The organism is Geminicoccaceae bacterium (genome assembly GCA_020638465.1).
Classification (GTDB): domain Bacteria; phylum Pseudomonadota; class Alphaproteobacteria; order Geminicoccales; family Geminicoccaceae; genus JAGREO01.
The window spans coordinates 1,412,404-1,437,510 of sequence record JACKIM010000001.1 but is presented as its reverse complement, the minus strand read 5'-3'; the positions used below and the strand labels follow the sequence as shown (position 1 = coordinate 1,437,510).

The window sequence follows — 25,107 nt, the reverse complement described above, 5'->3', positions numbered from 1 at the left end:
GGGAAAGATGCCATCAACCGATATCCTTCTTTCATTTTTGATAGCAACCGGCATCTTTGCCTACATGCCGGGGCCGGCACTTCTTTATGTCGCGGCGCAGACAATGGCGCGTGGCCGAATCGCGGGTTGGCGAGCCGTGCTTGGCGTGCATCTTGGTGGCTATGTGCATGTCATGGCCGCTGTTCTCGGGCTTGCCATGCTCTTCGAGGCCGTTCCGGTTCTTTATGCAATATTCAAGTTCGGTGGAGCCGCCTATCTGGTCTGGCTCGGCATCGGCATGTTTCGGACCCGGCAGGCAACCGGCGAAGTTGATCTTCGCCTTCATGAAACAAATCCCGGGCGGGCGTTCTGGGAAAGCGTCACTGTTGAGATACTCAACCCCAAGACAGCGATCTTCTATGTCGCATTTTTGCCGCAATTTACCGATCCGGCAGCAAGTTTTCCGATCTGGTTGCAATTGTTCGTGCTCGGAACGATTGTCAACGTGATGTTTTCCAGTGCCGACGTCCTTGGCGTATGGCTTGCTGACAGAGTGACGACCGTGCTGCGCGGCTCGGAGACAGCCGGCCGTGTCGCCCGACGGATTGGCGGGAGCATCCTCGTCGCCCTCGGTCTGAACGTCGCCTTCAGCCGGAAGTAAATATCCCCCGGCAGAGCCGGGGGCTTTGGTTGAGAGCCGCTCAAAGCGGCGGTTTGCGGCGCTGCGCGGCCGCAATCCGTTCGCCGCCTGAAGGCGGCATGTTCAGGGTAACAGCGCGAGTTGATCGAGCCGGCGATCTTCCTTCTCCTGATTGCGAATGTAGTCGCGGATGACCGTTTCGTCTCGCCCGACCGTGCTGACAAAATATCCTCTTGCCCAGAAATGTTGGCCAACGAAATTGCGTCGGCGTTCGCCATAAACACGGGCTAAGTGAATGGCGCTCTTCCCTTTGATGAAGCCGACGACATTGGAGACAGCATATTTGGGGGGAATGGCGAGCATCATGTGGACGTGATCCGGTAGCAGATGACCTTCTATGACCTTGCTCTCCTTTTGTTTGGCTAGCTGTCGAAAAACCGCGCCGAGATGTGGGCGCAGGCCTGTATACAGCGTCTTGCGTCGGCATTTCGGGATAAAGACGACATGATATTTGCAGTCCCAAACGCTGTGACTTAGGCTCTGATACGTGTCCATCGCTGACGTTCCTTCCGTATGCGTGGTGGCAAACGAAAGAAACCCGGCGATGGACTGCCGGAAACGTCAAACTCGGGCTGCCGCCCCGGCATAGCCGGGGGATCTCCTATTTTAGTTTAGGGCCTTTCCCGTTCAGGCAGAATACTCGAACAACAGAAAAATGCCGGACAGCCGCTCATCCCTTGGTTGCCCCCATCGTCAGCCCACGGACGATATAGCGCTGGGCGAGCAGGGCGAGGATCACCGGTGGCACGATGGCCGCCATCTGCCTTACCGCCATGAACCAGAACTGCACGCCGCGGGTGGTGTTCGAGGCGCCCAGATGGACCGGGACGGTGATCGCATCGCGTGAGCCGATGGCGATGGCAAAAAGGAACTCGTTCCAGACACGCCCGTAGATGATGAGCCCCGCGGCGGCGGCGGCCGGTGCCGCCAGCGGGAGGGCAATACGCCAGAATGCTCCGACATAACCGGCCCCGTCCACCAGTGCGGCCTCCTCCAGTTCACGAGGCATGTCGAGGAAAGCCTGCCGAAGGATGATGATGACGAACGGCAGAATGAACGTGGTGTTGACCAGGATCAGTGCGGAATAGGTGTCGAGCAGACCGACGAAGCGCATCATCAGGTAGAATGGAATGACGGTGGCGACCGGCGGCAATACCCGCTGCATGAAGAAGAAGATGGTGAGGTCGCGATTGGACGGCCAGGCGAAGTGAAATCGCGCGAGGGCATAAGAGGCGGGTATGCCGATGAACAAGGCCAGAAAGGTGGCGAAAGTCGAGATGAAGGTGGAATTGACGAGTGCTGCCTGAGTTTCCCGATTGGACAACTGATCCCGCCAATTGTCGAGCGTTGGCTCGAAATTCAACCAGGGAATACCCAATCCCGCCGTGGTGAAGGTATCCATCGGATTGCGCAGGCTGGTTGACAATCCCCAGTAAAGGGGAAAGAAAAAAATGAGCGCGACCATGACGGCGGCAAGCGACGACAGTGCCCAACCGATACTGGTCTCGCCCGGGCGCCGACGCCGGGCTTCCATGAACGGCATGTTATCCTCCCCGTGAAAGGCACCTTTCTTTGTTTGGTGCCCTTCTCCAGTTCAACAAGTGTTGCCCGCCGATGCAAGGACCATGAGACGACGATGGCGTTACCGGTCGCCTTGCGGCACCGCGCACGCTTGACCCTCACCATCCCGCTCACTAGCTTGCCGCAGCGCAACATGAACCCAACGGGCCGGAACTCCGCCTTGTCAGCACCCAGCTTCCAGGATCTCATCCTCACCTTGCACCGCTATTGGGCGGAACAGGGTTGCGTCATCCTCCAACCCTACGACATGGAGGTCGGAGCGGGGACGTTCCATCCGGCGACGACTCTGCGCGCACTGGGTAGCGAGCCCTGGAACGCGGCCTACGTGCAACCGTCGCGACGCCCGACCGACGGACGTTATGGCGAGAATCCGAACCGGCTCCAGCACTACTACCAGTATCAGGTCATCATGAAGCCCTCGCCGCCGGACTTCCAGGAACGCTACCTGAACAGCCTTTACGCCCTGGGTATCGACCCCCGCCTGCATGACCTCCGTTTTGTGGAGGATGACTGGGAAAGCCCGACACTCGGCGCCTGGGGACTTGGCTGGGAAGTCTGGTGCGACGGCATGGAAGTGAGCCAGTTCACCTATTTCCAGCAGGTGGGCGGCTTCGATTGCAGGCCGGTCTCGGGCGAACTCACCTACGGGCTCGAACGGCTTGCCATGTATATTCAAGGCGTCGAGAACGTCTACGACCTCGACTTCAACGGTGCCGGCGTGCGCTACGGCGATGTCTTCCTCCAGGCCGAGCGCGAATATTCGGCCTACAATTTCGAGGTCGCGGACACGGCCATGCTGTTTCGCCACTTCGCCGATGCCGAGAAGGAATGCGCCAGCATTCTCGAACGCGGCCTCGCCCTGCCCGCCTACGACCAGTGCCTCAAGGCAAGCCACACCTTCAACCTGCTGGATGCCCGCGGCGTCATCAGCGTGGCCGAGCGCCAGGCCTATATCGGCCGTGTGCGCGCGCTGGCCAAGGCCTGTGCGCAATCATGGCTGGCCAGCCGGGAGCCGACCCATGGCTGAGTTCTTGTTGGAAATCCTGTCAGAAGAGATTCCGGCGCGGATGCAGGATCGTGCCCGGGCCGATCTTGCGACGATGGTCAGCACCGTGCTCGATGAAGCCGGCCTCGATCATGGCGATGTCTCGACCTTTGCCACTCCCCGCCGTCTTTGTCTCGTCATGGAGAATGTCGCCATTGAGCAGGCCGACCGTGAGATCGAGCGCCGGGGGCCGCGGAGCGATGCCCCGGAAAAGGCCCGTGACGGCTTCCTGCGCAGCCTCGGTGACGTCGACTACGTACTGGGCGAGGTCGAGGACAAGAAAGGGCGCTTCATCCTCGCCCGCTACACTGAAAAGGGCCGCACGACCCGACATCTGCTCGAAGAAGCGCTGCCCGGTGTTCTTGCCGGATTCCCCTGGCCGAAATCCATGCGTCATGGCGACGACGAGGCACGCTGGGTGCGGCCGTTGCACGGCATTCTGGCACGCGTGGGTAACGACGTGCTGGACATGACCTTTTCGGGTGTCCAGAGTGGATCGGCGACTCGCGGGCACAGGTTCATGGCTCCCACCCCTTTCGAGGTGAGCGGTTTTGCCGACTATGCTGCCAAGCTGGAACAGGCCCGGGTGGTCCTCGATGGAGCGCGGCGGCGTGAGACCATCGCCCGGCTCGCCGCCGATCTCGCCCGTGGAAGGAATCTTCGCCTGCGCGAGGATGAGGCCCTGCTCGATGAGTTGAAGGGGATCGTGGAATGGCCGGTGCCGCTGCTGGGGCGAATTGACGACGGTTTCATGGAATTGCCGGAGGAAGTTCTCGTCACCTCCATGCGTGAGCATCAGCGCTACCTGGCCCTGGAAGACGATGCCGGAAAACTTGCACCATTCTTCATTACAGTGGCGAACATCGAGGCTCCGGACGGCGGCAAGGCGATCATCGAGGGCAACGAGCGGGTACTGAGGGCCCGTCTCTGGGATGCGAAGTTCTTCTGGGACCTCGACCGCAAGAGCTCGCTGGAAAGCCGCCTGGACGCCCTTGTACCCATGGTCTTCCATGCCGAACTCGGCAGCCTTTGCGATAAGGTCAACAGAGTGGAAAGGCTGGCCGGATGGCTGGCAGCGGCCTGCGGCGCCGACGAGACCTGTGCCCGGCAGGCTGGCCTTCTCGCCAAATCCGATCTCGTATCCGGCATGGTCGGGGAATTTCCCGAATTGCAGGGCATCATGGGCGGCTATTACGCCCGGCACGAGGGTCTCGACGAGCGCGTCGCCACCGCCATCGCCCAGCATTATCGCCCGCAGGGTCCGGCTGACAGCCTACCGGAAAGTGCCGAGGGCGTGGCTGTTGCACTGGCCGATAAATTCGACACCCTTGTAGGGTTCTTCGCCGCCGGCATTCGCCCCACGGGTTCGAAGGATCCGTTCGCGCTGCGCCGCGCTGCCCTCTCGATCATCCGCCTGCTCCTGGAAAAGGACATCCGCCTGGACCTGCGCGACGTGGTCGAGATGGCTCTTGCTGGCTATGGCGAACGATTTGCCGCCCTCGACGGGAAGGCCCTCGGTCGGGAGATCATCGAATTCCTCCATGACCGGCTGGCCGTGCAGCAGCGCGGCAGCGGCACACGTCACGATGTGGTCCGCGCCGTCTCGTCACGCGAGGGCAGCGAGGATCTGGTGGATCTCGCGGCCCGTGCCTCGGCCGTACAGCAATTGCTCGACAGCGAAGCCGGCAGCGACCTGCTCGCCGCCTATCGCCGGGCCAACAACATCCTGCAGATCGAGGCTGGCAAGGACGGTGTGACCGTCGACCATTTCAATGCCGACATCGACGAAGATGCACTGCATGAAGAAACGGAGCGCGAGCTGTACGAGGCCTTGCGATCGGCAAGCGCCGAAATGCGAGACCTTCTCGACGGCGAGAAATATGCGGCAGCGATGATGACTGCGGCCGGACTGCGCAGCCCGATCGACCGGTTCTTCGAGAAGATCATGGTCAATTCAGAGAACCCGCAGCTGCGAAGCAACCGGTTGCGGCTCCTCGCGGGCTTCGTCCTCCAGTTCGACGACATCGCCGATTTTTCAGTCATCGAGACTTAACAGCGTCTTAACCAGTACAGGCTAGGCTCCGGAAGGGCTTGGCGCAATTACGGGATCCTGGTCATGAGCAAATGGGTTTACGGCTTCGGGGGCGGCAAGGCCGAAGGGCGTTCGGACATGAAGGCGCTGCTCGGCGGCAAGGGTGCCAATCTCGCCGAGATGTCGAGCCTTGGCCTGCCGGTACCGCCGGGTTTCACCATCTCGACCGATGTATGTTCCCATTATTACGCTCATGAGCGGTCCTACCCGGAAAGCCTCGCGTCCGAGGTCGAGGAGGCCGTGGCTGCCATCGAGGCCATTGCCGGCAAGTCGTTCGGCGATGCGGCCGATCCACTGCTGGTATCGGTGCGCTCCGGCGCGCCGGTGTCGATGCCGGGCATGATGGACACCGTTCTCAATCTGGGGCTCAATGACGAGACGGTGAAGGGTCTGGCCGAGAGGAGCGGCGACGAGCGTTTCGCCTTCGACAGCTACCGCCGCTTCATCCAGATGTATGGCGACGTGGTCCTGGGCGTCGACCACTACATGTTCGAGGAGGCACTTGAGGACCTCAAGCGCGAACGGAACTGTCGCTTCGATACCGATCTCGACGCGAATGCGCTCAAGGCACTCGTCAAGACATACAAGGATATCGTCAAAAAGGATACCGGCGCCGCCTTCCCCGCCGATCCGCGCGAGCAGCTCTGGGGTGCCATAGGTGCCGTTTTCGGCTCGTGGATGGTCCCGCGGGCGATCACATATCGGCGGCTGCACAATATCGGTGCGGAGATGGGTACCGCGGTCAACGTGCAGGCCATGGTCTTCGGCAACATGGGTGACGACTGCGCGACCGGCGTCGCCTTCACCCGCAACCCGTCGACAGGCGAAAAGGTCTATTACGGCGAATTCCTGGTCAATGCCCAGGGCGAGGACGTCGTGGCAGGCATCCGCACGCCGCAGGCCCTCAGCGAGTCCATGGCGGTCGCGGGCGGGTCACCCGGCACCTCGATGGAGACCCTGCTTCCGCGATCCTTCAGCGAGCTGGTGTCGGTGTTCGAGCGGCTGGAGAGCCACTATCGGGACATGCAGGACATCGAGTTCACCATCGAGAGCGGGACACTCTATGTCCTTCAGACCCGGACGGGCAAGCGCACGGCGGCGGCCGCCCTCAAGATCGCCGTCGACATGGCGGCCGAAAAGGTCATCACCCGCGACGAGGCGATACGGCGCGTCGATCCCGCCTCGCTCGACCAGCTGCTCCACCCGACGCTCGACCCCAGGGCCGAAATCCAGATATTCGCCCGCGGACTGCCGGCTTCGCCCGGAGCCGTTTCCGGCAAGGTGGTATTCACCGCCGACGAGGCCGAAGCCTCGGCCGGTGCAGGTGAGAAGGTCATCCTCGTCCGTATCGAGACGTCACCTGACGATATTCACGGCATGCATGCCGCCCGGGGAATCCTCACCTCGCGCGGTGGCATGACCAGCCATGCGGCGGTGGTCGCCCGCGGCATGGGCAAGGCCTGCGTCTGTGGCGCGGGCGAGATCCTCATCGACTATGCCGAACGCACGCTGACGGCGGCCGGCAAGGTGGTCAAGGACGGCGAAAGCATCACCATCGACGGCTCGTCCGGTCTGGTGATGCTGGGAGAGGTTCCCACGGTCGATCCCCAGCTTTCGGGCGACTTTGCGACGTTGATGGGCTGGGCCGACGAAGTCCGTCGACTGGGCGTCCGCACCAATGCCGAAACGCCACTGGATGCCCGTGCCGCCCTGCGCTTTGGCGCCGAAGGTATCGGACTGTGCCGCACCGAGCACATGTTCTTCCAGGAAGACCGCATCGTTGCCATGCGCGAGATGATCCTTGCCTCGAATGTCGAAGGCCGCAAGAAGGCGCTGGCCCGTATCCTGCCGATGCAACGCGCCGATTTCGTCGAGCTGTTCGAGATCATGAAGGGCAAGCCGATCACCATCCGCCTGCTCGATCCGCCGTTGCACGAATTCCTGCCGCATGGCGAGGACGAGGACGAGGCGGTGGCCGCCGCCGTGGGTGTCGACGTCAAGACCGTGCGCCGCCGGGTTCTGGAGCTGCGCGAAACCAATCCGATGCTGGGCCTGCGCGGTTGCCGGCTGGCGATCCTCTACCCCGAAATCACCGAGATGCAGGCCAGGGCCATCTTCGAGGCCGCTGTCGAGGTGAAGAAGAAGAGCGGCGACACGGTCATCCCCGAAGTGATGATTCCGCTCATTGCCACCAAGCGCGAGTTCGAGATTCTCAAGGCCCGTATCGATGCAGTCGCCGAGGATGTCCGCAAGGAAACCGGTCAATCCATTGAATATCTCACGGGTACGATGATCGAGCTGCCGCGGGCCGCCCTGCGCGCCGGCGAAATCGCGGAGGCTGCCGACTTCTTCAGCTTCGGCACGAACGACCTCACCCAGATGGCGCTGGGCCTCAGCCGGGACGATGCGGGCTCGTTCCTCGAACAATATGTCCGTGCGGAGATCTACAAGGGCGATCCGTTCCAGACCATCGATCGAGAGGGTGTCGGTGAGCTGGTGCTCATCGGCGTGGAGCGCGGACGCGCGGTACGCGGCGATCTCAAGCTCGGCATCTGCGGTGAGCATGGTGGCGATCCGGCCTCGGTGATGTTCTGCCACGAGGCCGGCCTCGACTACGTCTCCTGCTCCCCCTACCGCGTTCCCATTGCCCGTCTCGCTGCGGCCCAGGCCGCCCTGCGCGGCTGACCATGCCGGGATGATCGTCTGAAATCCGGGATGAGCGCCGTACTTTCCTCGATGGGCAAGGTCGAGCTCGCGCGATTGCTCGCCCGGCTCGACCGGCCGGTTCTGGGCGACGGTGAAATCGCACGGCTCGACGAGGCGTGGCGAACGCCGCGTGGGCATGCGGTCGGCCTTACCGGTCCGCCCGGCGTCGGGAAATCGACGCTCGTCTCGGCCCTCGTCGACAGCTGGCGCCGATCCGGCACGACGGTTGCGGTCATCGCGGTCGATCCCTCCTCGCGTCGCAGTGGTGGCGCACTGCTCGGCGACCGTACCCGGCTGGACCTCGACCCGGAGGATCGGGGGATCTTCGTTCGCTCCATGGCGGCACGGCAGCGGCTGGGCGGGCTCGCGACACCGGTCTTTCCGACCATGGTGATCCTGCGTGCCGTGTTCGACATCGTGTTGATCGAGACGGTGGGTGTGGGGCAGTCCGAGACCGAGATCGGGGATGTCGCCGATACCGTGCTGCTGGCCATTCAACCCGCGTCGGGGGATGGCCTGCAGATGATCAAGGCAGGCATTGTCGAAATTCCCCATATCGCGATTGTCACCAAAGCTGATCTGGGCCGGCTCGCCGACGATGCGCTCAAGACCCTGCTGCCTATCCTGCGTGGACGCCGCAAACTCGAAGGCTGGAAACCGGAGGCGCTCAAGGTGTCGGCCACCACGGGGCTCGGCATCGACGAACTGCGGTTGCTGATTGCCCGTCATGCGTCCCACAGGATCGAAACGGGAGACCTCGTCCGGCACCGCCATGTCCAGGCCTGTTGCTGGCTTGAAAGCCATGTTCGCGACGAATTCGGCCGGCGCGGCCTTGAAACCCGCCATAACGAACTGGAGCGTCTTCGGCGGGAGACCAACCGATGCCCGTTGGGCGAACTTCCTCGGTTGTTGAGTGAATGCTCAGCTCAGCCCGATACGGCCCAGACCAGGTAATTTCAGCGCCGGGCGGGTGAAATCGACACCGAAGGTGAGGCCCAACAGATTGATTTCCAAACCTTCGTCAGCTGCGATGGTCATGCCGATGAGCCCCATCATCGAAAACTGGAAGCCGGTGCCCGATGGCGCACGGGCATACCATCGCCCCTGTCCGATATAGTCCTTGCCCACCGCAAGCGGTGGCAGTTCGATGCCGATACCACCCGCCCGACGAAGGACGAACGCCGTGAAGCTGTTGGAATTGGGGCCGGGCCAGATCGTATAGCGGTGATCGTAGGGATAGGCATCGACGGCCTCGATCAGTCGCGGAATGGCCGCTGCGGCCCGTTCCCCGCGTATCTCGCCCAGCAGCACCGGAGCATTGCCGGCCCAGTAGGCATCCACGGGATAGCGGTTCCGGCGCACGGCGCGCGCGCCACCCGACACGCCGAAGCCCACCACTTCGTAACGTTCGAAAATTGGTGCATTTTCCCGTTTGATAGCGATCCACGTGTGCATTCCGAAAATGCCCCGCCAACCCCATGCACGCGCGCCATAGACCTGAATGATGGCCTCCCGCTCGGCGGTCGGGTCCGGTGCGCTTCCCGCACTGTCCCAGCGGGCCGAGCTCCAGTGCGGCCGTTCGCCGGAAAAGTACCTGACCGTCGCAATGCCCGTGCCCAGAACACCCGCGAGCAGCAGCAGCCCGAAGCCGCGCAAGAAAACCGTCAGCACACCTTTCTCCATCCGCCGCATGAAATTCGGCACCCCGACCGGCGCGGAGGTATCCGCCCTTCCCGCAGGCCCGCCTTGTCAATTCGCCGCCATGGTTGCACAAGTCGGGTAACGGAAACATCACATCTCCGAAAGAGACCCATGGCGCTCCTGTGGTACAGCAATGATGACGATCCGGCGAGCTGGGAAGCCGCCCTGAAACGGCTGGAGCCCGATCTGGATTTCCGCATTCATCCGGACCTGGGCGACGTCGGGGACATCGAGGCTGCGCTGGTCTGGCTCCCGCCACCAGGCTTGCTGGCCAGCCTGCCCAACCTGAAAGCCATCCTCTCGCTGGCGGCGGGCGTCGATGCGATGCTGCAGGACCCGAGCCTGCCCGACCTGCCGCTTTGCCGGATGATCGACCGTTCGCTGACCGACGGCATGACCGAATTCGTGCTCGCCCATGTGCTGCGCTATCATCGCGACCTGCACATCTATGCGGCCCAGCAGCGCCGCTGCGAGTGGAACCTCCATTTGCCGAAGCCTTCCTTCGAGCGCACGGTGGGAATCATGGGCCTGGGCGAACTGGGGACCGCCACGGCATCGAGACTGGCGGCCAACGGCTTTGCCGTACGCGGGTGGAGCCGCAGCCGCAAGGTCATCGACAACGTGGAGTGCTTCGCGGGAACTTCCGCACTTGGTGATTTTCTCTCCGGCTGCGAAATGCTCGTCTGCCTGCTGCCGTTGACCTCCGAAACGGAGAACTTTCTCGACGCGTCACTGTTCGCCAGACTTCCGAGAGGGGCGATCCTCATCCATGTCGGGCGCGGTCGCCAGCTGGTGGAGCGGGATCTGATCAATGCGCTGGATCGCGGCCACCTTGCCGCCGCGGCGCTCGATGTCACCCCGGTGGAGCCGCTTCCGGCTCAATCGCCACTGTGGCGGCATCCGGCCATAGACCTGACCCCGCATGCCGCCAGCTACTGCCACCCTTCCACTGCTGCGGAGAATGTCATCGACAATCTGCGACGTCTGCGCCGTGGTGATGAACTGCGTGGTGTGGTCGACCGCAGCAGGGGATATTAGCCATCATGACCACCGCCACAGTCATCACCATCGCCCAGCAGAAGGGTGGCGCCGGCAAGACCACCGTTGCGGCCCAGCTCGCGACCGGTTTCGCCGAACGGGGCCGCAACGTCGCACTGGTCGACATCGATCCCCAGGGCAGCCTTACCGAATGGATGAAGGTGCGCGAGCATCAGGCTCGCGACGCGCGGGAGATCCGGTTCTCCATGGTGGGCGGATGGCGTCTCGATGCCGAGCTCGACAGGATGCGCCGCGATCACGAGTTCATCATCGTCGACAGCCCGCCCCATGCCGAAAGCGATGCAAAGAACGCGATCAAGGCGGCACGCCTCGTCATCATTCCCGTGCAGCCGAGCCCGCTCGACATATGGGCTTCGAAGGTCACCGTGGAGACGGCCGTACGCGAGGGAATCCGCCCGGCGTTGCTGATGAACCGCGTGCCGCCCCGGGGCAGGAGCCTCGATCAGGCCCTTGCGACAATCGAGCGTGACGGCTATCCGGCACTGACCACGCGTTTCGGCAATCGGCAGGCCTTTGTTACCAGTCTCGCGAAAGGACTGGGAGTTGTGGAGAGCGATCCGAAAAGCCCGGCGACAGACGAATGCAGGGCACTCGTCGCCGAGACCCTTGCCCTGATCAACTAGAAGCCCGCGCGATGACGTCGGGGCTCAGCTGAGGAGACGTCCCATGTCCGCACCTCCGGAAGGTCAGGGTGAGCCCATCACCGACCGTCGGCAGCTTGTCGAGTATTTCGAGCAGGGCTGCAAACCCAAGGCGGACTGGCGTATCGGCACCGAGCACGAGAAATTCGGTTTCCACAAGGATACGCTGCGGCCGCTCGCCTATGATGAACCCGGCGGCATCCGCGACCTGCTCACCGGCATGGCCGAACGGTTCGACTGGCAACCGGTGGAAGAAGCCGGCAAGGTGATCGCCCTCAAGGGCGAAGGCGGTTCGATCACGCTTGAGCCGGGTGGCCAGTTCGAGCTCTCCGGTGCTCCGCTCCAGCACATTCACCACACCTGCAGCGAGGTTCACAATCACCTCTCGCAGGTACGCGAAATCGCCGATCCGCTCAATGTCGGCATGCTCGGCATGGGCTTCCAGCCCAAATGGCCGCGGGACGAGATCCCCTGGATGCCCAAGGGCCGCTACCGCATCATGGGCGCCTACATGCCCAAGGTGGGCAAACTCGGCCTCGACATGATGCTGCGTACCTGCACCATCCAGGTCAATCTCGATTTCTCGTCGGAAGCCGACATGGTGAAGAAGCTCCGGGTGGGGCTCGCCCTCCAGCCCGTGGCCACCGCGCTTTTCGCCAATTCACCGTTCTCCGATGGCAAACCCAACGGCTTCCTGAGCTACCGCAGCCAGATATGGACCGACACCGATCCCGACCGTTGCGGCATCCTGCCGTTCGTGTTCGAGGATGGCATGGGTTTCGAGCGCTATGCCGAGCACGTCCTCGACGTACCGATGTATTTCGTCTACCGCGATGGTCAATACATCGACGCCAGTGGACAATCCTTCCGCGACTTTCTCGACGGCCGATTGCCGGCGCTGCCCGGTGAAAAGCCAACCATCAGCGACTGGGCCGATCACATCACCACCCTGTTCCCCGAGGCCCGGCTCAAGCGCTACATCGAGATGCGTGGTGCCGACGGCGGTCCGTGGCGCAATCTGTGCGCCTTGCCGGCCCTCTGGGTCGGACTGCTCTACGACCAGGGCTCGCTCGACGCGGCATGGGATCTGGCGAAGGACTGGACCATCGAGGAGCACGAGATACTCCGTCGCGAGGTACCGAAGACCGCCCTGCACACGAAGTTCCGCAATGGCACCCTCCAGGACATCGCCCTGCGCATGATGGAGATCGCGGATGCCGGACTGGCCGCCCGCGGCGTGCTGGACTGGGACGGCAGCACCGATGAACGCAAGTACATTCGCGGCCTGTGGGACATCGCCCGGTCGGGTACCACCCGCGCCGAGGAACTGCTGCAACGGGTGGAGACCGAATGGGGCGGTCATGTCGACCCCGTGTTCGAGGCCTACGCCTACTGATGCCTGCTGAGCGAGCCGTCATCGGCTCGCGCACCGCTGCACGGCAAGCCAATATCCGTCCCGGGGAGGGGAATGATGGACGATGATCGAACGGGGATGCGGCGCGGTCTGACGCGCTATGGCGACGAGGCGTTCTCGCTCTACCTGCGCAAGGCCTTCATCAAGGCCATGGGCTATTCGGACGACGCCCTGTCGCGGCCGGTGGTCGGCATCGCCAATACGGCGTCGGCCTACAACGCCTGTCACGCCAACGTGCCGCAGATGATCGAGGCGGTCCGGCGCGGGGTGATGCTCGCCGGCGGAATGCCCATGGAATTCCCGACCCTCTCGCTGCATGAGGCCTTTGCATTTCCCACCAGCATGTATCTGCGCAACCTGATGGCGATGGATACCGAGGAGATGCTGATGGCCCTGCCGATGGATGCCTGCGTTCTCGTCGGCGGCTGTGACAAGACCGTTCCGGCCCAGCTCATGGCCGCTGCCAGTGCCGACATTCCCGCCATCCAGCTCGTCACCGGGCCGATGCTGTCCGGAACCCACAAGGACTCCCGACTCGGCGCCTGCACCGACTGCCGGCGCTTCTGGGCCGATTATCGCGGTGGACGCATCGACGAGGCCGAGATCAACGAGATCGAGGGGCGACTGGTTCCGACAGCCGGAACCTGCGGTGTCATGGGCACCGCGTCGACCATGGCCCTCATGACCGAGGCGTTGGGCATGATGCTTCCCGGCGGGGCCACCATCCCGGCCGTGACCGCCGACCGGCTCCGCCATGCCGAAGCTGCCGGCACGCAGGCGATGGAACTGGTGAAACGGAAACTGAGGCCGTCCGACATCATCACACCCCAATCCCTGGAAAACGCGCTGCGCATGTTGCTGGCGGTGGGCGGCTCGACCAACGGCATCGTCCATCTGGCCGCCATTGCCGGACGACTCGGCATCCGCATCGACATGCGCGCATTCGACCGGATCGGAGCCGAAACGCCCGTGCTGGTCGACCTCAAGCCCAGCGGTCAGCACTACATGGACGATCTGCACCGTGCCGGCGGCAGCGGGACGATCCTGCGGGAGCTCGCGCCGCTCCTGCACCGCGACTGCATGACCGTGACCGGGCGCACGCTGGGCGAGGAAATCGACGCCCTGCCCGCCCCCTTCCCCCAGCATGTCGTCCGTACACGCAGCGCGCCCATCCATTCCGGCGGCAGCATCGCCTTCCTCGAAGGCAATCTTGCCGGTGACGGAGCGATCATCAAGCAATCGGCATGCAGCCGGGAACTGCTGACCCACAGCGGTCGTGCCGTGGTATTCGACGGACTCGAGGATCTGGCCGCACGCATCGACGCCGACGACCTTGACGTTCAGGCTGGCGATGTCCTCGTCCTGCGCAATGCCGGACCGAAGGGGGCTCCCGGAATGCCCGAAGCGGGGTACATCCCCATTCCGAAAAAGCTGGCGATGCAAGGTATCAAGGACATGGTACGCATCTCCGATTGCCGCATGAGCGGGACGGCCTTCGGCACCATCGTCCTTCATGCCACACCGGAGGCCGCCGTCGGCGGGCCGCTGGCGCTGGTCGAAACCGGCGACACGATCACGCTCGACGTCCCCAACCGCCGGCTGACGCTGGACATCGGCGACGAGGCGTTCGAACACCGCCGCGCCGCATGGCGGCCGCCGGCGGCCGATCCCGCACTGCGCGGGTACCGCAGGCTGCATCTGGAGCATGTCCTGCAGGCCGATGAGGGAGCCGATCTCGACTTTCTCACCCGACGGCCATTCACCAGCTCGGTTCCGTAGAATATCGACGCAAGGACGTCGATGCCGGCGGGCGCAAGGTTTCCAGTTCATTCTTGTACAATGGCGCATTGTCCATGTTCGAGCGCGAAGGATTCGCTCGAACTCAGGTGCCGCAGAAGGTTCGGTAGGGGCCGAAACCGGCGGGCGCAGGCTGGGCGAATTCCTCGAACCCCGGCCGCTCCTCGAAAGGTTTGCCGATCGCTTCGAGCAGCCGGTCGAATGGTGCGAGATCGCCGCATCGGGCGGCGGACAATGCCTCCTCGACCTTGTGATTGCGGGCGATATACAGTGGATTGACGCGATTCATGGCAGCCACGCGCTCCATGGATGACACGTTTCCCTCAACCGCGATACGCTCGTTCCAGCGATCATGCCATCCGTCGAACAATGCCGGATCGGCGAAAAGTGCCCGAGCGGGTTCGACATCGCCCTGCACGGCACCGGCAAGACGGCGAAACAGCAGGGTGAAATCGACACGCTGGGCGTCCATCGCCTTGATGAGATCATGAGCCAGCGACAGGTCTTCCTCCCGCGCGGTCGTCAGGCCGAGCTTCGCCCGCATGCCGGAAAGCCATGCCTCCACGTAGAGCTGGGGGAAACGGTTGATCGTGTCGGTCAGCTTCGACACCGCCTTGTCGGCATCGTCCGGGTCGATGAGCGGCACCAGGGTTTCTGCGAAACGGGCGAGGTTCCACTGGGCGATACCCGGCTGGTTGCCATAGGCGTAGCGTCCGCCCTCGTCAATGGAGCTGAACACGGCTGCCTGATCGAAGGCGTCGATGAAGGCGCAGGGGCCGTAGTCGATGGTTTCGCCGGATATTGTCATGTTGTCGGTGTTCATCACGCCATGAACGAACCCCACAAGCATCCATTGCGCGACGAGGAATGCCTGCCTTTGCATGACCTCCGCAAACAGCAGCAGATAACGGTCGTCGGATGGCTCCAGTTCGGGATAATGTCGTTCGATGGCATAGTTGGCCAGCTGGCGCACCTGACCGTGTGCGCCTCGTGCTGCAAAGTACTGGAATGTCCCCACACGCAGATGACTTTGCGCCACCCGCACGAGGATCGCCCCCGGTTCCGGCTGTTCGCGCATCACCTCCTCGCCGGTAGTGATCGCGGCAAGCGCCCGGGTGGTGGGAATTCCCAGGGCGTACATGGCCTCGCCAATGAGATATTCCCGCAGTACCGGCCCCAGCACCGCCTTGCCATCGCCGCCTCGCGAGAAGGGCGTGCGGCCCGAGCCCTTGAGATGAATATCACGGCGCACGCCGTGGGTATCGATCACCTCGCCCAGCAGCAGGGCGCGCCCATCGCCGAGTTGCGGGCTGAAACCGCCGAACTGGTGTCCGGCATAGACCATCGCCAACGGATCGGAACCAGCCATCGGGGATGTTCCCGACAACGCGCTGGCCAGCACATGAGGATCGACCCCATCAAGTCGCATCCCCAGTTCGGCGGCAAGCTCGCAATTCATCCGCACCAGCCGGGGCGACGGCGACGGCGTCGCCCGCATCGGCACATGGAAGCCTTCCAGCTGCCTGAAAAAGCTGTTGTCGAATGTCAGGCCAAAATCGCTCACATCGACCTGCCATCGTCGCGTCCGCTCGCTCGGGCACGGCTCGCGACCGACATTCCGCTGATGCCGGGCCGAGACCGGTTCCCGTCATGATTCGGGCATGGCCAATTCTGCATTTTCATGTATTTTTTCCGCGTTATCGAAGGAAATGCCGTAAACATGGAATTTTCCACCATTCTGGTCCAGGCCTTCAACCTGATCACAAGCGGCGATCCTGCACTGCTTGAGATCATCGCCCTTTCGTTGAAGGTGACGATCAGTGCCGTTGCCGTCGCCTGCCTCATCGGCCTGCCGCTGGGGGCCGTCGTCGGCGCCTTCACCTTTCCCGGCCGCAGTCTGGTCACGATCATCCTCAACGCTCTCATGGGCCTGCCGCCCGTCGTGGTCGGGCTTACCGTCTACCTGATGCTCTCGGCTGCGGGACCGCTGGGGTGGCTCGCCCTGCTTTATACACCGGCAGCCATGGTCATGGCACAGGTCATCCTCGTCACACCGATCGTCGCCGCCCTAACCCGCCAGGTCATCGAAGATCTCCACAGCGAATATGCCGAACAATTCGCATCGCTCGACGTGCAGCCGCTCGACCGCGTGACGGCACTGCTGTGGGATGCCCGCTACAGCCTGCTCACCGTCGCCCTCGCCGGCTTCGGCCGGGCCGTGGCGGAAGTGGGAGCGGTCATCATAGTCGGCGGCAACATCAACCACGTCACCCGGGTCATGACGACCACCATCGCTCTCGAAACGTCGAAGGGCAACCTGCAACTCGCCCTGGCGCTCGGCATGGTGCTGCTGGCCATCGTCATCGCCGTCAACGCCGCCGTCATGAGCCTTCGCGCGTCGGCCGCCCGCTCGGCATTCGTCTGAGCCATGGACGAGACGAACCCGGTCACCTGCTTCACGCCCCTGCCGCTGGCCGGTTTCGGCTCCCGCGGTGCCGCCCTGATCGAAACCCGCGACCTCATCTATGAAGCCGGCGGCAAGCGGCTTGTCGATCATGTCGACCTCATCATAGAACCGGGCCGGCGCACCGTGATCATGGGGGCCAACGGCAGCGGCAAGAGCCTGCTGCTGCGCCTGCTCCACGGTCTCATCGTCCCGACCTCGGGTGCCATAATGTGGAAAGGCGAACCGCTCGACCGTGCTGCCCGTCGCGCGCAGGCCATGGTGTTCCAGCGTCCCGTCATGTTGCGGCGCTCGGTCCTGGCGAACCTGCAATTCGCGCTCGCCGTGCGCGGGTTCCGCGGCGCGGAACGCAATCGCCGCATCGCCGATGCCGTGCGTGCCGCCCGCCTTGAGCACGTCATTCACCGCCCGGCCCGTGTCCTTTCCGGCGGCGAACAGCAGCGCCTCGCCATCGCCCGGGCCATTGCCTGCAGCCCCGAACTGCTGTTCCTCGACGAACCCAGCGCCAGCCTCGACCCCGCCTCGACGCTGGCCATCGAACAGCAGATCCTGGCGGCACATGAACGCGGTGTCACCACCGTGCTCGTCACCCACGACCAGGGCCAGGCACGGCGGCTCGCCCAGGACATCCTGTTCATGCATCATGGCCGTTTGGTCGAATCCGGCCCGGCTGCGCAGATCCTCGACCAGCCCCGCTCCAGGGCCGCCCGCGAGTGGCTCGAAGGCCGGCTGCCATCCGATGACGACAATCCGAACCCGTGACAGGACAATGGAGGAAATCATGACCCGACGCCACGCGCTCCGGCAAACCCTGCTGGCCCTTGCGACCCTCGCGGGCATCGCTGCCGGGCTCGCCGCTCCCCCGGCCCATGCGGCCGACGACAACTTCATCGTCGTGCAGTCGACCACATCGACCCAGAACTCCGGACTGTTCGACCATCTCCTGCCGATGTTCACCGACAAGACGGGCATCGAGGTCCGCGTGGTGGCGGTGGGAACCGGTCAGGCCATCAAGAACGCCGCCAACGGCGACGGCGATGTCCTGTTCGTTCACGCGAAGGCGGCCGAAGAGAAGTTCGTGGCCGACGGTGATGGCGTCAGGCGCTTCGATGTCATGTACAACGACTTCGTCATCGTCGGCCCGGCAGCCGATCCCGCCCATGTCAAGGGCATGAAGGATGCCGTGCCCGCGCTGGAGGCCATAGCCGGCGCCGAGGCTCCCTTCGCCTCACGCGGCGACGACAGCGGCACCAACAAGGCGGAGCTCAGGCTCTGGAAGAAGACCGACATCAACATCGAGGCGGCTTCCGGCGGCTGGTATCGCGAAACCGGCTCGGGCATGGGAGCCACGCTGAATGCCGCCACGGGCATGGGAGCCTATACCCTCACCGACCGCGCCACCTGGATCTCGTTCAAGAACAAGGGTGACTTCGAAATCCTCGTCGAGGGCGATCCCGCACTGTTCAACCAGTACGGCATCACGCTGGTCAATCCGGCGAAGCACCCGAACGTGAAGGCCGAACTGGGTCAGCAGTTCATCGACTGGATCCTTTCGCCCGAGGGGCAGGACGCCATCGCCGGTTACAGGATCGACGGTCAGCAACTCTTCTTCCCCAACGCCTCGCACTGAGGACTTCCGGCATTTCGCTCAAATGACGGTGCAAGGAATTATTTCCTTGACTTTTCGTTGCGGTTCATGGCAGGTACGGGAGCATGACACGATGTGCCCCGAGCCCCGTTCCTGCCGGAAATCCCGTGCGCCCGCTGTCGGCGGGGCGGGAGATCCTGTTGCTGTGCCTGGGGCGGCTCCTGCTGCTGGGCTGGCTGCTGGTGTCGCGGCGCAGGGCGCATGGCGGGGTCCGCGAGGCGGCCCTGCCCGGCTTCCTGCGGATACCGGCGGGTTCGTTCTGCTACGCCACGCTCAGGGGCGGCGATCTCGCCCGGCAGTTGCGTTTTGCCATCATGGCGGCCGGGTATTACCGCGATTTCTGGCGGATGATGTACCTGGACGAGGTTGAAGGCCCGCGGACGGCCGATGCCGAACTGGCCCATCGCACCCATCGGCGCGAGGCGTGGCAGCGGATGCGGCCTGCCCCCATCGCGGCCGCTCCCGCCGCACCTGTAGCCCTTCACTACATGCGCGTTGCGGTTGTGGCTCCGGCCGATACCCGGCCACTGCGGACGGCAGGCCATGCATCCCGGAGCGCCATCCCTCCCCCCGTGGAGACCTTCCCCACCGCAAGAGCCATCATACGCGCGCACCGGATTCGCCCCGATCGATAAAATTCTACGAAAATTGGAGGCAAGACCGGCACCTTCCTATTCCGCGAACAGGTCGCGGGCGTAGCTATCGATCGGCGGGACACAGGGACATCGTGGCGACCGGTATCACCTGGCCTTGAATTGCCTTGTCTTCGTACGGATGCTGCCCTACCGACGGTCCGGCGGACATCCACTGCGTGTTCTTCAATGGAGATGGAGGGTTTTGTGGCGACGATAAAAGCGGGTGCTGAAGCATTCAGCCTGAGCGTCATGATGCTGGCCGATACGCCGCGCGAGCAACTCGATGCGGAAGCCCTCGCCATCTATCAGATCTTCGCCGAGCGCGAACGCGAATTCGGGTTCGGCCCGAATGTCATGGTCGAATATCCCCCGATCGGGGAATCGCAAACAAGCGGCTTTCTCACTGATCCTGTTGGCTACATCGCCACGCGTGTGGCCGAGCTTCAAAAGAGCCGGTCAATCTCGCGAATTGTCATCCTGACAACCTATGGCCAGCAATTGCTCGGACCGCTCTCTGCCGCCGGCTACACACCTGCATGGATCGATATGCCGGCTGGCCCTGACCATACATACGCGTTCACCCGGGATCTTGAGAACCAGGCGACGGAAGGATGCGTGCTCTATCTCGAAGCGGTCGACGAGGCGGATGACAAAATCCGTCCCGCATTTGTCGTCAGGCTGGCCGATGTCGATGGCCACCTCCGTGGCGGCGCTTGCGGTTCGATCCATGAGCGCGACGGGAAACGCTTCGCCTATCTCGCGACCCTGTCGCTGGTGCCGGGACTGCCGCCCACAACTGGCACCCGTCTCGCCGAGGCAGTCTTCGACATTCTACGCCGACAAGACGTGACCGTCCTGCATCTCGGCACGCAAACAGCGGGCCGATTCTACGAGAAACTCGGCTTTCGGGTCACGCACCGCCTGGTGAAGGGATTGCGTACACGCGTATCGGGTAGCGGGGAGCTTCTGAGCGATGACCTCGTGATGATGAGCCTCGATCTTCTCAACGCAAATGCCGTCTCTATCGAAATTTGCGAGTCCTGAACTGGTTACAAAGGGGCAAGGGGGAGTGGACCAATTACGATGTCCGAGATCAAAGTGCATGATTTCTCCCTCGAAACCGCCAAGCTTGCAGTTATTGGCCTTGGCTATGTCGGGTTGCCGCTTGCGGTGGAATTCGGGAAGATCCACGACGTGGTTGGTTTCGACATCAATCCCGCGCGCATCAAGGCATTGCAGGACGGGCACGATGCAACGCTCGAAGTAAGCAACGAGGAACTCAAAGAGGCCAGGAAGCTCAGCTACTCGTCGGATCCCGTCGATCTCGAAGGGTGCAACATTTATATCATCACGGTGCCCACCCCGATCGACGACCACAAGCGCCCCGACCTGACGTCGCTGATCAAGGCGTCCGCGACCATAGGCAAGGTACTCAAGCGCGGTGACTTGGTGATCTACGAATCGACCGTTTACCCGGGTGCCACCGAGGAGGACTGCGTGCCGGTTCTCGAGCGCAAGTCGGGCCTGCAGTTCAACGAGGATTTCTTCGCCGGCTACAGCCCCGAACGGATCAACCCGGGCGACAAGACGCATCGACTGACGACGATCATCAAGGTCACCTCGGGCTCGACCCCCGAGGTCGCAGAGTTCGTCGACAGCCTCTATGCCTCGATCATCAAGGCGGGCACGCACAAGGCATCTTCGATCCGGGTAGCCGAGGCGGCGAAGGTCATCGAGAACACCCAGCGCGACCTGAACATCGCCTTGATCAATGAACTCGCGGTGATCTTCAACCGCATGGGCATCGAGACCGAAGCCGTCCTCAAGGCCGCGGGAACCAAGTGGAACTTCCTGCCTTTCCGCCCCGGTCTCGTTGGCGGTCACTGCATCGGCGTCGATCCGTATTACCTGACCCACAAGGCAGAATCGATCGGTTATCATCCGCAGATCATCCTCGCCGGACGGCGGCTGAACGACGGCATGGGGGCCTATGTGGCCGGGCAAATGGTCAAGGCCCTGCTGCGCAAGCGTATTCACGTCCAGGGCGCACGGGTTCTGGTGATGGGCCTGACCTTCAAGGAGAACTGCCCCGACCTGCGTAACACCCGCGTCGTCGACGTGATCACCGAGTTGCGGGATTACGGCATTGAGGTCGATGTCTTCGATCCCTGGGTCAACGCCGCCGAAGCCGAGCATGAATACGGCATAACACCGATCAGCCAGCCCGGGCTCGCCTGCTATGATGGCATCATCCTCGCCGTCGCACACAATGAGTTTGTCGATATCGGCGCGTCCGGCATGAGACGCCTGGGACGCGCCGACCATGTTCTCTATGATCTGAAATATGTCCTGCCCGCCGACCAAAGCGATCTGCGGTTGTAATCGGGAGACTCTCAGCGCCGGGATCCGGAAGATATTCTACACAACAAACATCGTCAAATTGCTGAAACCAGGTACTGCGAAAGAAGCTGATCCACCTGGTCATCCGCAACTGACGAACAACATTTGCAGGTCATTGAAAGCCGGCAAACCCGAGGAGATTCTGTGGTTTTGCGGCTACTGCGCCGTGTAGCCGCCATCGACGAGGACGGTTTCGCCGTTGACCATGTCGGAGGCGGTGGTGGAGAGGAAGAGTACGACATCGGCCACTTCTGTGGTCGAGCCGAAGCGCCCCTGCGGGATTCTGGCCTTCATCGGATCGCCCTTTTCCGGCTTGCCCCAGACCATCTCGCCCATGGGGGTTAGGATGACGGTGGGCAACACGGCATTGCATTGAATGTTGTGCTTCGCCCATTCGATGGTCATCACCTTGGTGAGCGCATTCAGGCCATTCTTCGAGGCGGCATAGGCACCGTGGTCCTGAAGGGCGAGTTGGCTGGTCTGCGACGAGACATTGACGATCTTGCCCGCCCCCCGGCGAATCATCTGCGGTACGATGGCCTGGGCCATCAGGAAAGGTGCGCGCAGGTTGACCGCCTGGGTCATGTCCCAGTTCTCGACCGTCGCTTCGAGCAGGGGTTCATTGAGGGCGATGCCGGCATTGTTGACAAGCACATCGATATCCGGGGCGATCTCCAGCGCTCGGGCAGCAGCCTTCTTCACCGCCGGCGCGTCGGCGAGATCCACCGGCACGCGATGACACTTGCGTCCCAATGCCTCGACCTCACGGGCAACGTCCGCAAGCCCGCCCTCGTCACGACCCATGGCGATGATGTCGGCACCGGCATCTGCCAGCACGCGGCAGATCTCGAAGCCGATGCCCTTGGTGGCACCGGTGACGACAGCGACCTTGCCGTCGAGACGGAAGCGTTCCTGTACACCCATGATATCGATCCTCCCCGTTTGTTGAGTGCTTTCTTTTCGATGATGGCTGGTGGCAGGCAGGTTCAGCCGGGCTCCTTGCGCAGCGCGGCAGTCATTTCGGCAAGCACCGAAATGGCAATCTCCTGCGGGCTCACCGCACCGATATCCAGCCCGGCCGGCCCATGGATACGGGCGATGGCGGCCTCGCCGTGTCCCAGGGCCTTCAGGCGCTCGATACGGCCGGCATGGGTACGCCTGCTGCCCAGTGCTGCAATGTAGAACGCCTCGGAGCGCAATGCCACGTCGAGCGCGGGATCGTCGAGCTTGGGATCATGCGTGAGCGTCACTACGGCGGTGCGCCGGTCGGGATCGAGTTCCTGCATGGCCTCGTCCGGCCAGTCGTCGAGCAGGGCGATCCCCGGAAAGCGTTCCTCGGTTGCGAAGGTTCCACGCGGATCAATGATGCTGACATCGTAGCCGGTGAGCCGGGCCATCGGTGCGAGGGCCTGACTGATATGTACCGCACCGACGATCGCCAGACGCAAGGGCGGGTTGAATACCTGAATGAACGCCCGGCCGGCCGCAAGATCGACCGTTTTCGAGCGATCCTGGCGCAGGCCGATGCGCACCTGTTCGCGACCATCCTCGTCGAGCGTACCGCTCACCACCTCGTCCTCGACCACCAGCGCCTGTTCATGGCTCTCAAGCAGACGGACCAGTGCGGTACGCTTCTTGGCGGCACGCGCCTCGTTGAGGGCGACAAGGAGGTCGGTCTTCATGCCAGCGCCTCGACATAGACCTCGACCTTGCCGCCGCAGGCCAACCCCACTTCCCACGCCTGCTCGTTGCTGACGCCAAACGACAGGAGCCGGGGCGGGGCGCCAGCCATGCATTCGCGCGCTTCCCTGATGACCGCCCCCTCGATACACCCCCCCGAAACGGAGCCCTGCATATGGTCGGCATCATCCACCACAAGCTGGCTACCGGCTGGCCGCGGGCTCGATCCCCAGGTCGAGACCACGGTCGCCATGGCGACCTTGCGCCCTTCTTCCTTCCATGACGAGGCAAGACGCAGCAAGTCCTCTTGCGGTTCCATCGATCCTATCCTCCTTCGGACTGGCGGTTCCATTCCAGCAGCTCCCCGGACCGCCGGCTCGGCGGCTGGCCGAGCACGTCGGCAAGTTCGCGCAGACTTGACAGATTGTGAACGGTGCGGAAATCGTCAACATGGCGGATGATGGCACGCGCACCGCGAGTGATCGGCTGGTAGCGCTCGAAGCGCAGCAGGGGGTTGAGCCAGATCAACCGTCGACAACTCTTGTGCAGGCGTTCGATCTCGGGCGCGAGTCCCTCGCCCGCGTCACGATCCAGTCCGTCGGTGATGAGCAATACCACGGGTCCCTGTCCCAAAACCCGCCGGGACCAGTGTGTATTGAAGTCGTGCAGCGCGTGACCGATACGCGTACCACCCGACCAGTCCTCGACAAGATCGCCAATGCGATCGAGCGCGATGTCGACATCCTTGTGGCGCAGATAGCGGGTGATGTTGGTCAGTCGCGTGCCGAAGACGAAAGAGTGCACGCGGTCGCGATCATTGGTGATCGCGTGCATGAACAACAGCAGCATGCGCGAATAGCGGCTCATCGAGCCGGAAATGTCGCAAAGAATGACCAGGGGCGGATGACGGCGGATGCGCTTCTTGCGGGCGATGTCGATGGAACCGCCGCCACCACGCAGCGACTGGCGCAGGGTCTTGCGCATGTCGATGCGGCGACCGTGCGGGTGCAGGGCAAAGCGCCGGGTCGGCACCTCCATCACCGGCAGCCGGAAACGGGCGATCTCGCGCCGGGCGGCATCGAGTTCGTCGGCCGTCATCTGCTCGAAGTCCTTCGTCTGGAGAATTTCCCTTTCCGACCACGTCATCACGGCGTCGAGTTCGATATGCGGGTCTTCTTCGTCTTCGGGAGACTCTCCCTGTCCCGGGGTCTTCTCCGGCGCGAGCGCTTCGGCGACCCGGCGATTGATGTCTTCGGTCTGCTGCTGCTGTTCAGGTTGCAGGGTCGGCAGCAGCATGTGCATCATGCGTTCGAGCAGCTTCGGATCGCGCCAGTAGACATGGAAACACTGGTCGAACAGTTCGCGCTGGTCCTGCCGGTTGACGAACACCGCAAACAGGGTCCAGTACAGGTCCTGTCGGCTGGAAACGCCGGCAGCTTCCACTGCACGCAGGGCGGCAAGCACCCGACCCGGCCCCACCGGCAGCCCAGCCGTGCGAAGCGTCCGGGCGAAATGCATGATGTTGCGCGCAAAACGGCCCGAGGGATCGGAGGCGGGTTGTCGCG

Annotated in this window: 23 protein-coding genes; 15 read left to right on the top strand and 8 right to left on the bottom strand. The window is 63.1% G+C overall.

The window, feature by feature from the left end:
* Positions 1-7: 7 nt before the first annotated feature.
* Positions 8-640 carry a LysE family translocator gene (locus H6851_06840; GenBank protein MCB9943324.1) on the top strand — a complete coding sequence of 211 codons (633 nt, stop codon included), beginning with the start codon at positions 8-10 and terminating at the stop codon, positions 638-640.
* Positions 641-742: 102 nt separating this feature from the next.
* On the opposite strand, the gene tnpA is transcribed toward H6851_06840, so the two are convergent.
* Complete coding sequence (gene tnpA / locus H6851_06835) at positions 743-1,174, bottom strand: IS200/IS605 family transposase (GenBank protein ID MCB9943323.1); 432 nt, start codon at positions 1,172-1,174, stop codon at positions 743-745.
* A 175-nt stretch (positions 1,175-1,349) separates the two neighbouring features.
* A complete protein-coding gene (locus H6851_06830) occupies positions 1,350-2,213 on the bottom strand; it encodes a carbohydrate ABC transporter permease (GenBank protein MCB9943322.1) in 864 nt (287 codons plus the stop codon).
* Positions 2,214-2,393: 180 nt separating this feature from the next.
* Here H6851_06830 and H6851_06825 point away from each other — a divergent pair, with 180 nt between their 5' ends.
* The 4 genes from H6851_06825 (at position 2,394) to H6851_06810 (ending at position 9,057) form a co-directional block, all read left to right on the top strand.
* Positions 2,394-3,287, top strand: a complete 894-nt coding sequence (locus tag H6851_06825) for a glycine--tRNA ligase subunit alpha (protein MCB9943321.1) — start codon at positions 2,394-2,396, stop codon at positions 3,285-3,287.
* Positions 3,280-5,358, top strand: coding sequence for a glycine--tRNA ligase subunit beta (locus tag H6851_06820; protein ID MCB9943320.1), 2,079 nt, complete (start codon positions 3,280-3,282; stop codon positions 5,356-5,358). Before H6851_06825 ends, H6851_06820 begins: the two co-directional genes overlap by 8 nt.
* A 63-nt stretch (positions 5,359-5,421) precedes the next feature.
* Complete coding sequence (locus H6851_06815) at positions 5,422-8,082, top strand: pyruvate, phosphate dikinase (GenBank protein ID MCB9943319.1); 2,661 nt, start codon at positions 5,422-5,424, stop codon at positions 8,080-8,082.
* 30 nt (positions 8,083-8,112) lie between these two features.
* Positions 8,113-9,057 (top strand): ATP/GTP-binding protein, encoded by a 945-nt coding sequence (locus tag H6851_06810; GenBank protein MCB9943318.1) that lies wholly within the window; start codon positions 8,113-8,115, stop codon positions 9,055-9,057.
* Here H6851_06810 and H6851_06805 read toward each other — a convergent pair.
* Positions 9,025-9,786, bottom strand: a complete 762-nt coding sequence (locus H6851_06805) for a DUF3750 domain-containing protein (protein MCB9943317.1) — start codon at positions 9,784-9,786, stop codon at positions 9,025-9,027. The two genes, H6851_06810 and H6851_06805, sit on opposite strands and share 33 nt — an antisense overlap.
* A gap of 129 nt (positions 9,787-9,915) precedes the next feature.
* On the opposite strand from H6851_06805, the gene H6851_06800 reads away from it, so the two are divergent.
* From H6851_06800 to H6851_06785, 4 genes are all read left to right on the top strand, one after another.
* A complete protein-coding gene (locus tag H6851_06800) occupies positions 9,916-10,842 on the top strand; it encodes a glyoxylate/hydroxypyruvate reductase A (protein MCB9943316.1) in 927 nt (308 codons plus the stop codon).
* A 5-nt stretch (positions 10,843-10,847) separates the two neighbouring features.
* Positions 10,848-11,486 carry a ParA family protein gene (locus H6851_06795; protein ID MCB9943315.1) on the top strand — a complete coding sequence of 213 codons (639 nt, stop codon included), beginning with the start codon at positions 10,848-10,850 and terminating at the stop codon, positions 11,484-11,486.
* Between the two features lie 43 nt (positions 11,487-11,529).
* Positions 11,530-12,900, top strand: coding sequence for a glutamate--cysteine ligase (locus H6851_06790; protein MCB9943314.1), 1,371 nt, complete (start codon positions 11,530-11,532; stop codon positions 12,898-12,900).
* Positions 12,901-12,975: 75 nt separating this feature from the next.
* Positions 12,976-14,697, top strand: coding sequence for a dihydroxy-acid dehydratase (locus tag H6851_06785; GenBank protein MCB9943313.1), 1,722 nt, complete (start codon positions 12,976-12,978; stop codon positions 14,695-14,697).
* A gap of 103 nt (positions 14,698-14,800) precedes the next feature.
* On the opposite strand, the gene H6851_06780 is transcribed toward H6851_06785, so the two are convergent.
* Positions 14,801-16,279, bottom strand: coding sequence for a YdiU family protein (locus H6851_06780; protein ID MCB9943312.1), 1,479 nt, complete (start codon positions 16,277-16,279; stop codon positions 14,801-14,803).
* Between the two features lie 156 nt (positions 16,280-16,435).
* On the opposite strand from H6851_06780, the gene H6851_06775 reads away from it, so the two are divergent.
* The 6 genes from H6851_06775 to tviB all read left to right on the top strand — a co-directional run bounded on the left by H6851_06775 (position 16,436) and on the right by tviB (position 21,844).
* Positions 16,436-17,140: an ABC transporter permease gene (locus H6851_06775; protein ID MCB9943311.1), complete on the top strand. Its 705-nt coding sequence runs from the start codon at positions 16,436-16,438 to the stop codon at positions 17,138-17,140.
* Positions 17,141-17,143: 3 nt separating this feature from the next.
* A complete protein-coding gene (locus H6851_06770) occupies positions 17,144-17,941 on the top strand; it encodes an ATP-binding cassette domain-containing protein (GenBank protein MCB9943310.1) in 798 nt (265 codons plus the stop codon).
* A gap of 19 nt (positions 17,942-17,960) precedes the next feature.
* Complete coding sequence (locus tag H6851_06765; protein ID MCB9943309.1) at positions 17,961-18,809, top strand: extracellular solute-binding protein; 849 nt, start codon at positions 17,961-17,963, stop codon at positions 18,807-18,809.
* A gap of 83 nt (positions 18,810-18,892) precedes the next feature.
* A complete protein-coding gene (locus tag H6851_06760) occupies positions 18,893-19,462 on the top strand; it encodes a hypothetical protein (protein MCB9943308.1) in 570 nt (189 codons plus the stop codon).
* Positions 19,463-19,666: 204 nt separating this feature from the next.
* A complete protein-coding gene (locus H6851_06755; protein MCB9943307.1) occupies positions 19,667-20,506 on the top strand; it encodes a GNAT family N-acetyltransferase in 840 nt (279 codons plus the stop codon).
* A gap of 39 nt (positions 20,507-20,545) precedes the next feature.
* Entirely contained in the window at positions 20,546-21,844 is a 1,299-nt protein-coding gene (tviB, locus tag H6851_06750) for a Vi polysaccharide biosynthesis UDP-N-acetylglucosamine C-6 dehydrogenase TviB (GenBank protein MCB9943306.1), read from the top strand.
* Between the two features lie 174 nt (positions 21,845-22,018).
* Here tviB and H6851_06745 read toward each other — a convergent pair whose 3' ends face one another.
* The 4 genes from H6851_06745 to H6851_06730 are packed head-to-tail and all read right to left on the bottom strand — an operon-like array spanning position 22,019 to position 25,060.
* Positions 22,019-22,789, bottom strand: a complete 771-nt coding sequence (locus H6851_06745; GenBank protein ID MCB9943305.1) for an SDR family oxidoreductase — start codon at positions 22,787-22,789, stop codon at positions 22,019-22,021.
* A 59-nt stretch (positions 22,790-22,848) separates the two neighbouring features.
* The gene (locus H6851_06740; GenBank protein ID MCB9943304.1) at positions 22,849-23,544 is read right to left on the bottom strand and encodes an XdhC family protein; all 696 of its coding nucleotides are present in this window, start codon (positions 23,542-23,544) and stop codon (positions 22,849-22,851) included.
* Positions 23,541-23,861, bottom strand: coding sequence for an XdhC family protein (locus H6851_06735; protein ID MCB9943303.1), 321 nt, complete (start codon positions 23,859-23,861; stop codon positions 23,541-23,543). The genes H6851_06740 and H6851_06735 overlap by 4 nt, the downstream gene beginning before the upstream one ends.
* A 5-nt stretch (positions 23,862-23,866) precedes the next feature.
* Positions 23,867-25,060, bottom strand: coding sequence for a VWA domain-containing protein (locus H6851_06730; GenBank protein ID MCB9943302.1), 1,194 nt, complete (start codon positions 25,058-25,060; stop codon positions 23,867-23,869).
* Positions 25,061-25,107: the final 47 nt, after the last annotated feature.

What these genes read in the sequence shown, in the direction of transcription:
- H6851_06775 (MCB9943311.1), top strand. Translation starts at nt 16,436, where the DNA reads ATGGAATTTTCCACCATTCTGGTCCAGGCCTTCAACCTGATCACAAGC.
- H6851_06795 (MCB9943315.1), top strand. Translation starts at nt 10,848, where the DNA reads ATGACCACCGCCACAGTCATCACCATCGCCCAGCAGAAGGGTGGCGCC.
- tnpA (MCB9943323.1), bottom strand. Translation starts at nt 1,174, where the DNA reads ATGGACACGTATCAGAGCCTAAGTCACAGCGTTTGGGACTGCAAATAT.
- H6851_06765 (MCB9943309.1), top strand. Translation starts at nt 17,961, where the DNA reads ATGACCCGACGCCACGCGCTCCGGCAAACCCTGCTGGCCCTTGCGACC.
- tviB (MCB9943306.1), top strand. Translation starts at nt 20,546, where the DNA reads ATGTCCGAGATCAAAGTGCATGATTTCTCCCTCGAAACCGCCAAGCTT.
- H6851_06785 (MCB9943313.1), top strand. Translation starts at nt 12,976, where the DNA reads ATGGACGATGATCGAACGGGGATGCGGCGCGGTCTGACGCGCTATGGC.
- H6851_06800 (MCB9943316.1), top strand. Translation starts at nt 9,916, where the DNA reads ATGGCGCTCCTGTGGTACAGCAATGATGACGATCCGGCGAGCTGGGAA.
- H6851_06805 (MCB9943317.1), bottom strand. Translation starts at nt 9,786, where the DNA reads ATGGAGAAAGGTGTGCTGACGGTTTTCTTGCGCGGCTTCGGGCTGCTG.
- H6851_06830 (MCB9943322.1), bottom strand. Translation starts at nt 2,213, where the DNA reads ATGGAAGCCCGGCGTCGGCGCCCGGGCGAGACCAGTATCGGTTGGGCA.
- H6851_06825 (MCB9943321.1), top strand. Translation starts at nt 2,394, where the DNA reads ATGAACCCAACGGGCCGGAACTCCGCCTTGTCAGCACCCAGCTTCCAG.
- H6851_06760 (MCB9943308.1), top strand. Translation starts at nt 18,893, where the DNA reads ATGACACGATGTGCCCCGAGCCCCGTTCCTGCCGGAAATCCCGTGCGC.
- H6851_06770 (MCB9943310.1), top strand. Translation starts at nt 17,144, where the DNA reads ATGGACGAGACGAACCCGGTCACCTGCTTCACGCCCCTGCCGCTGGCC.
- H6851_06730 (MCB9943302.1), bottom strand. Translation starts at nt 25,060, where the DNA reads ATGCATTTCGCCCGGACGCTTCGCACGGCTGGGCTGCCGGTGGGGCCG.
- H6851_06810 (MCB9943318.1), top strand. Translation starts at nt 8,113, where the DNA reads ATGAGCGCCGTACTTTCCTCGATGGGCAAGGTCGAGCTCGCGCGATTG.
- H6851_06740 (MCB9943304.1), bottom strand. Translation starts at nt 23,544, where the DNA reads ATGAAGACCGACCTCCTTGTCGCCCTCAACGAGGCGCGTGCCGCCAAG.
- H6851_06790 (MCB9943314.1), top strand. Translation starts at nt 11,530, where the DNA reads ATGTCCGCACCTCCGGAAGGTCAGGGTGAGCCCATCACCGACCGTCGG.
- H6851_06735 (MCB9943303.1), bottom strand. Translation starts at nt 23,861, where the DNA reads ATGGAACCGCAAGAGGACTTGCTGCGTCTTGCCTCGTCATGGAAGGAA.
- H6851_06840 (MCB9943324.1), top strand. Translation starts at nt 8, where the DNA reads ATGCCATCAACCGATATCCTTCTTTCATTTTTGATAGCAACCGGCATC.
- H6851_06815 (MCB9943319.1), top strand. Translation starts at nt 5,422, where the DNA reads ATGAGCAAATGGGTTTACGGCTTCGGGGGCGGCAAGGCCGAAGGGCGT.
- H6851_06820 (MCB9943320.1), top strand. Translation starts at nt 3,280, where the DNA reads ATGGCTGAGTTCTTGTTGGAAATCCTGTCAGAAGAGATTCCGGCGCGG.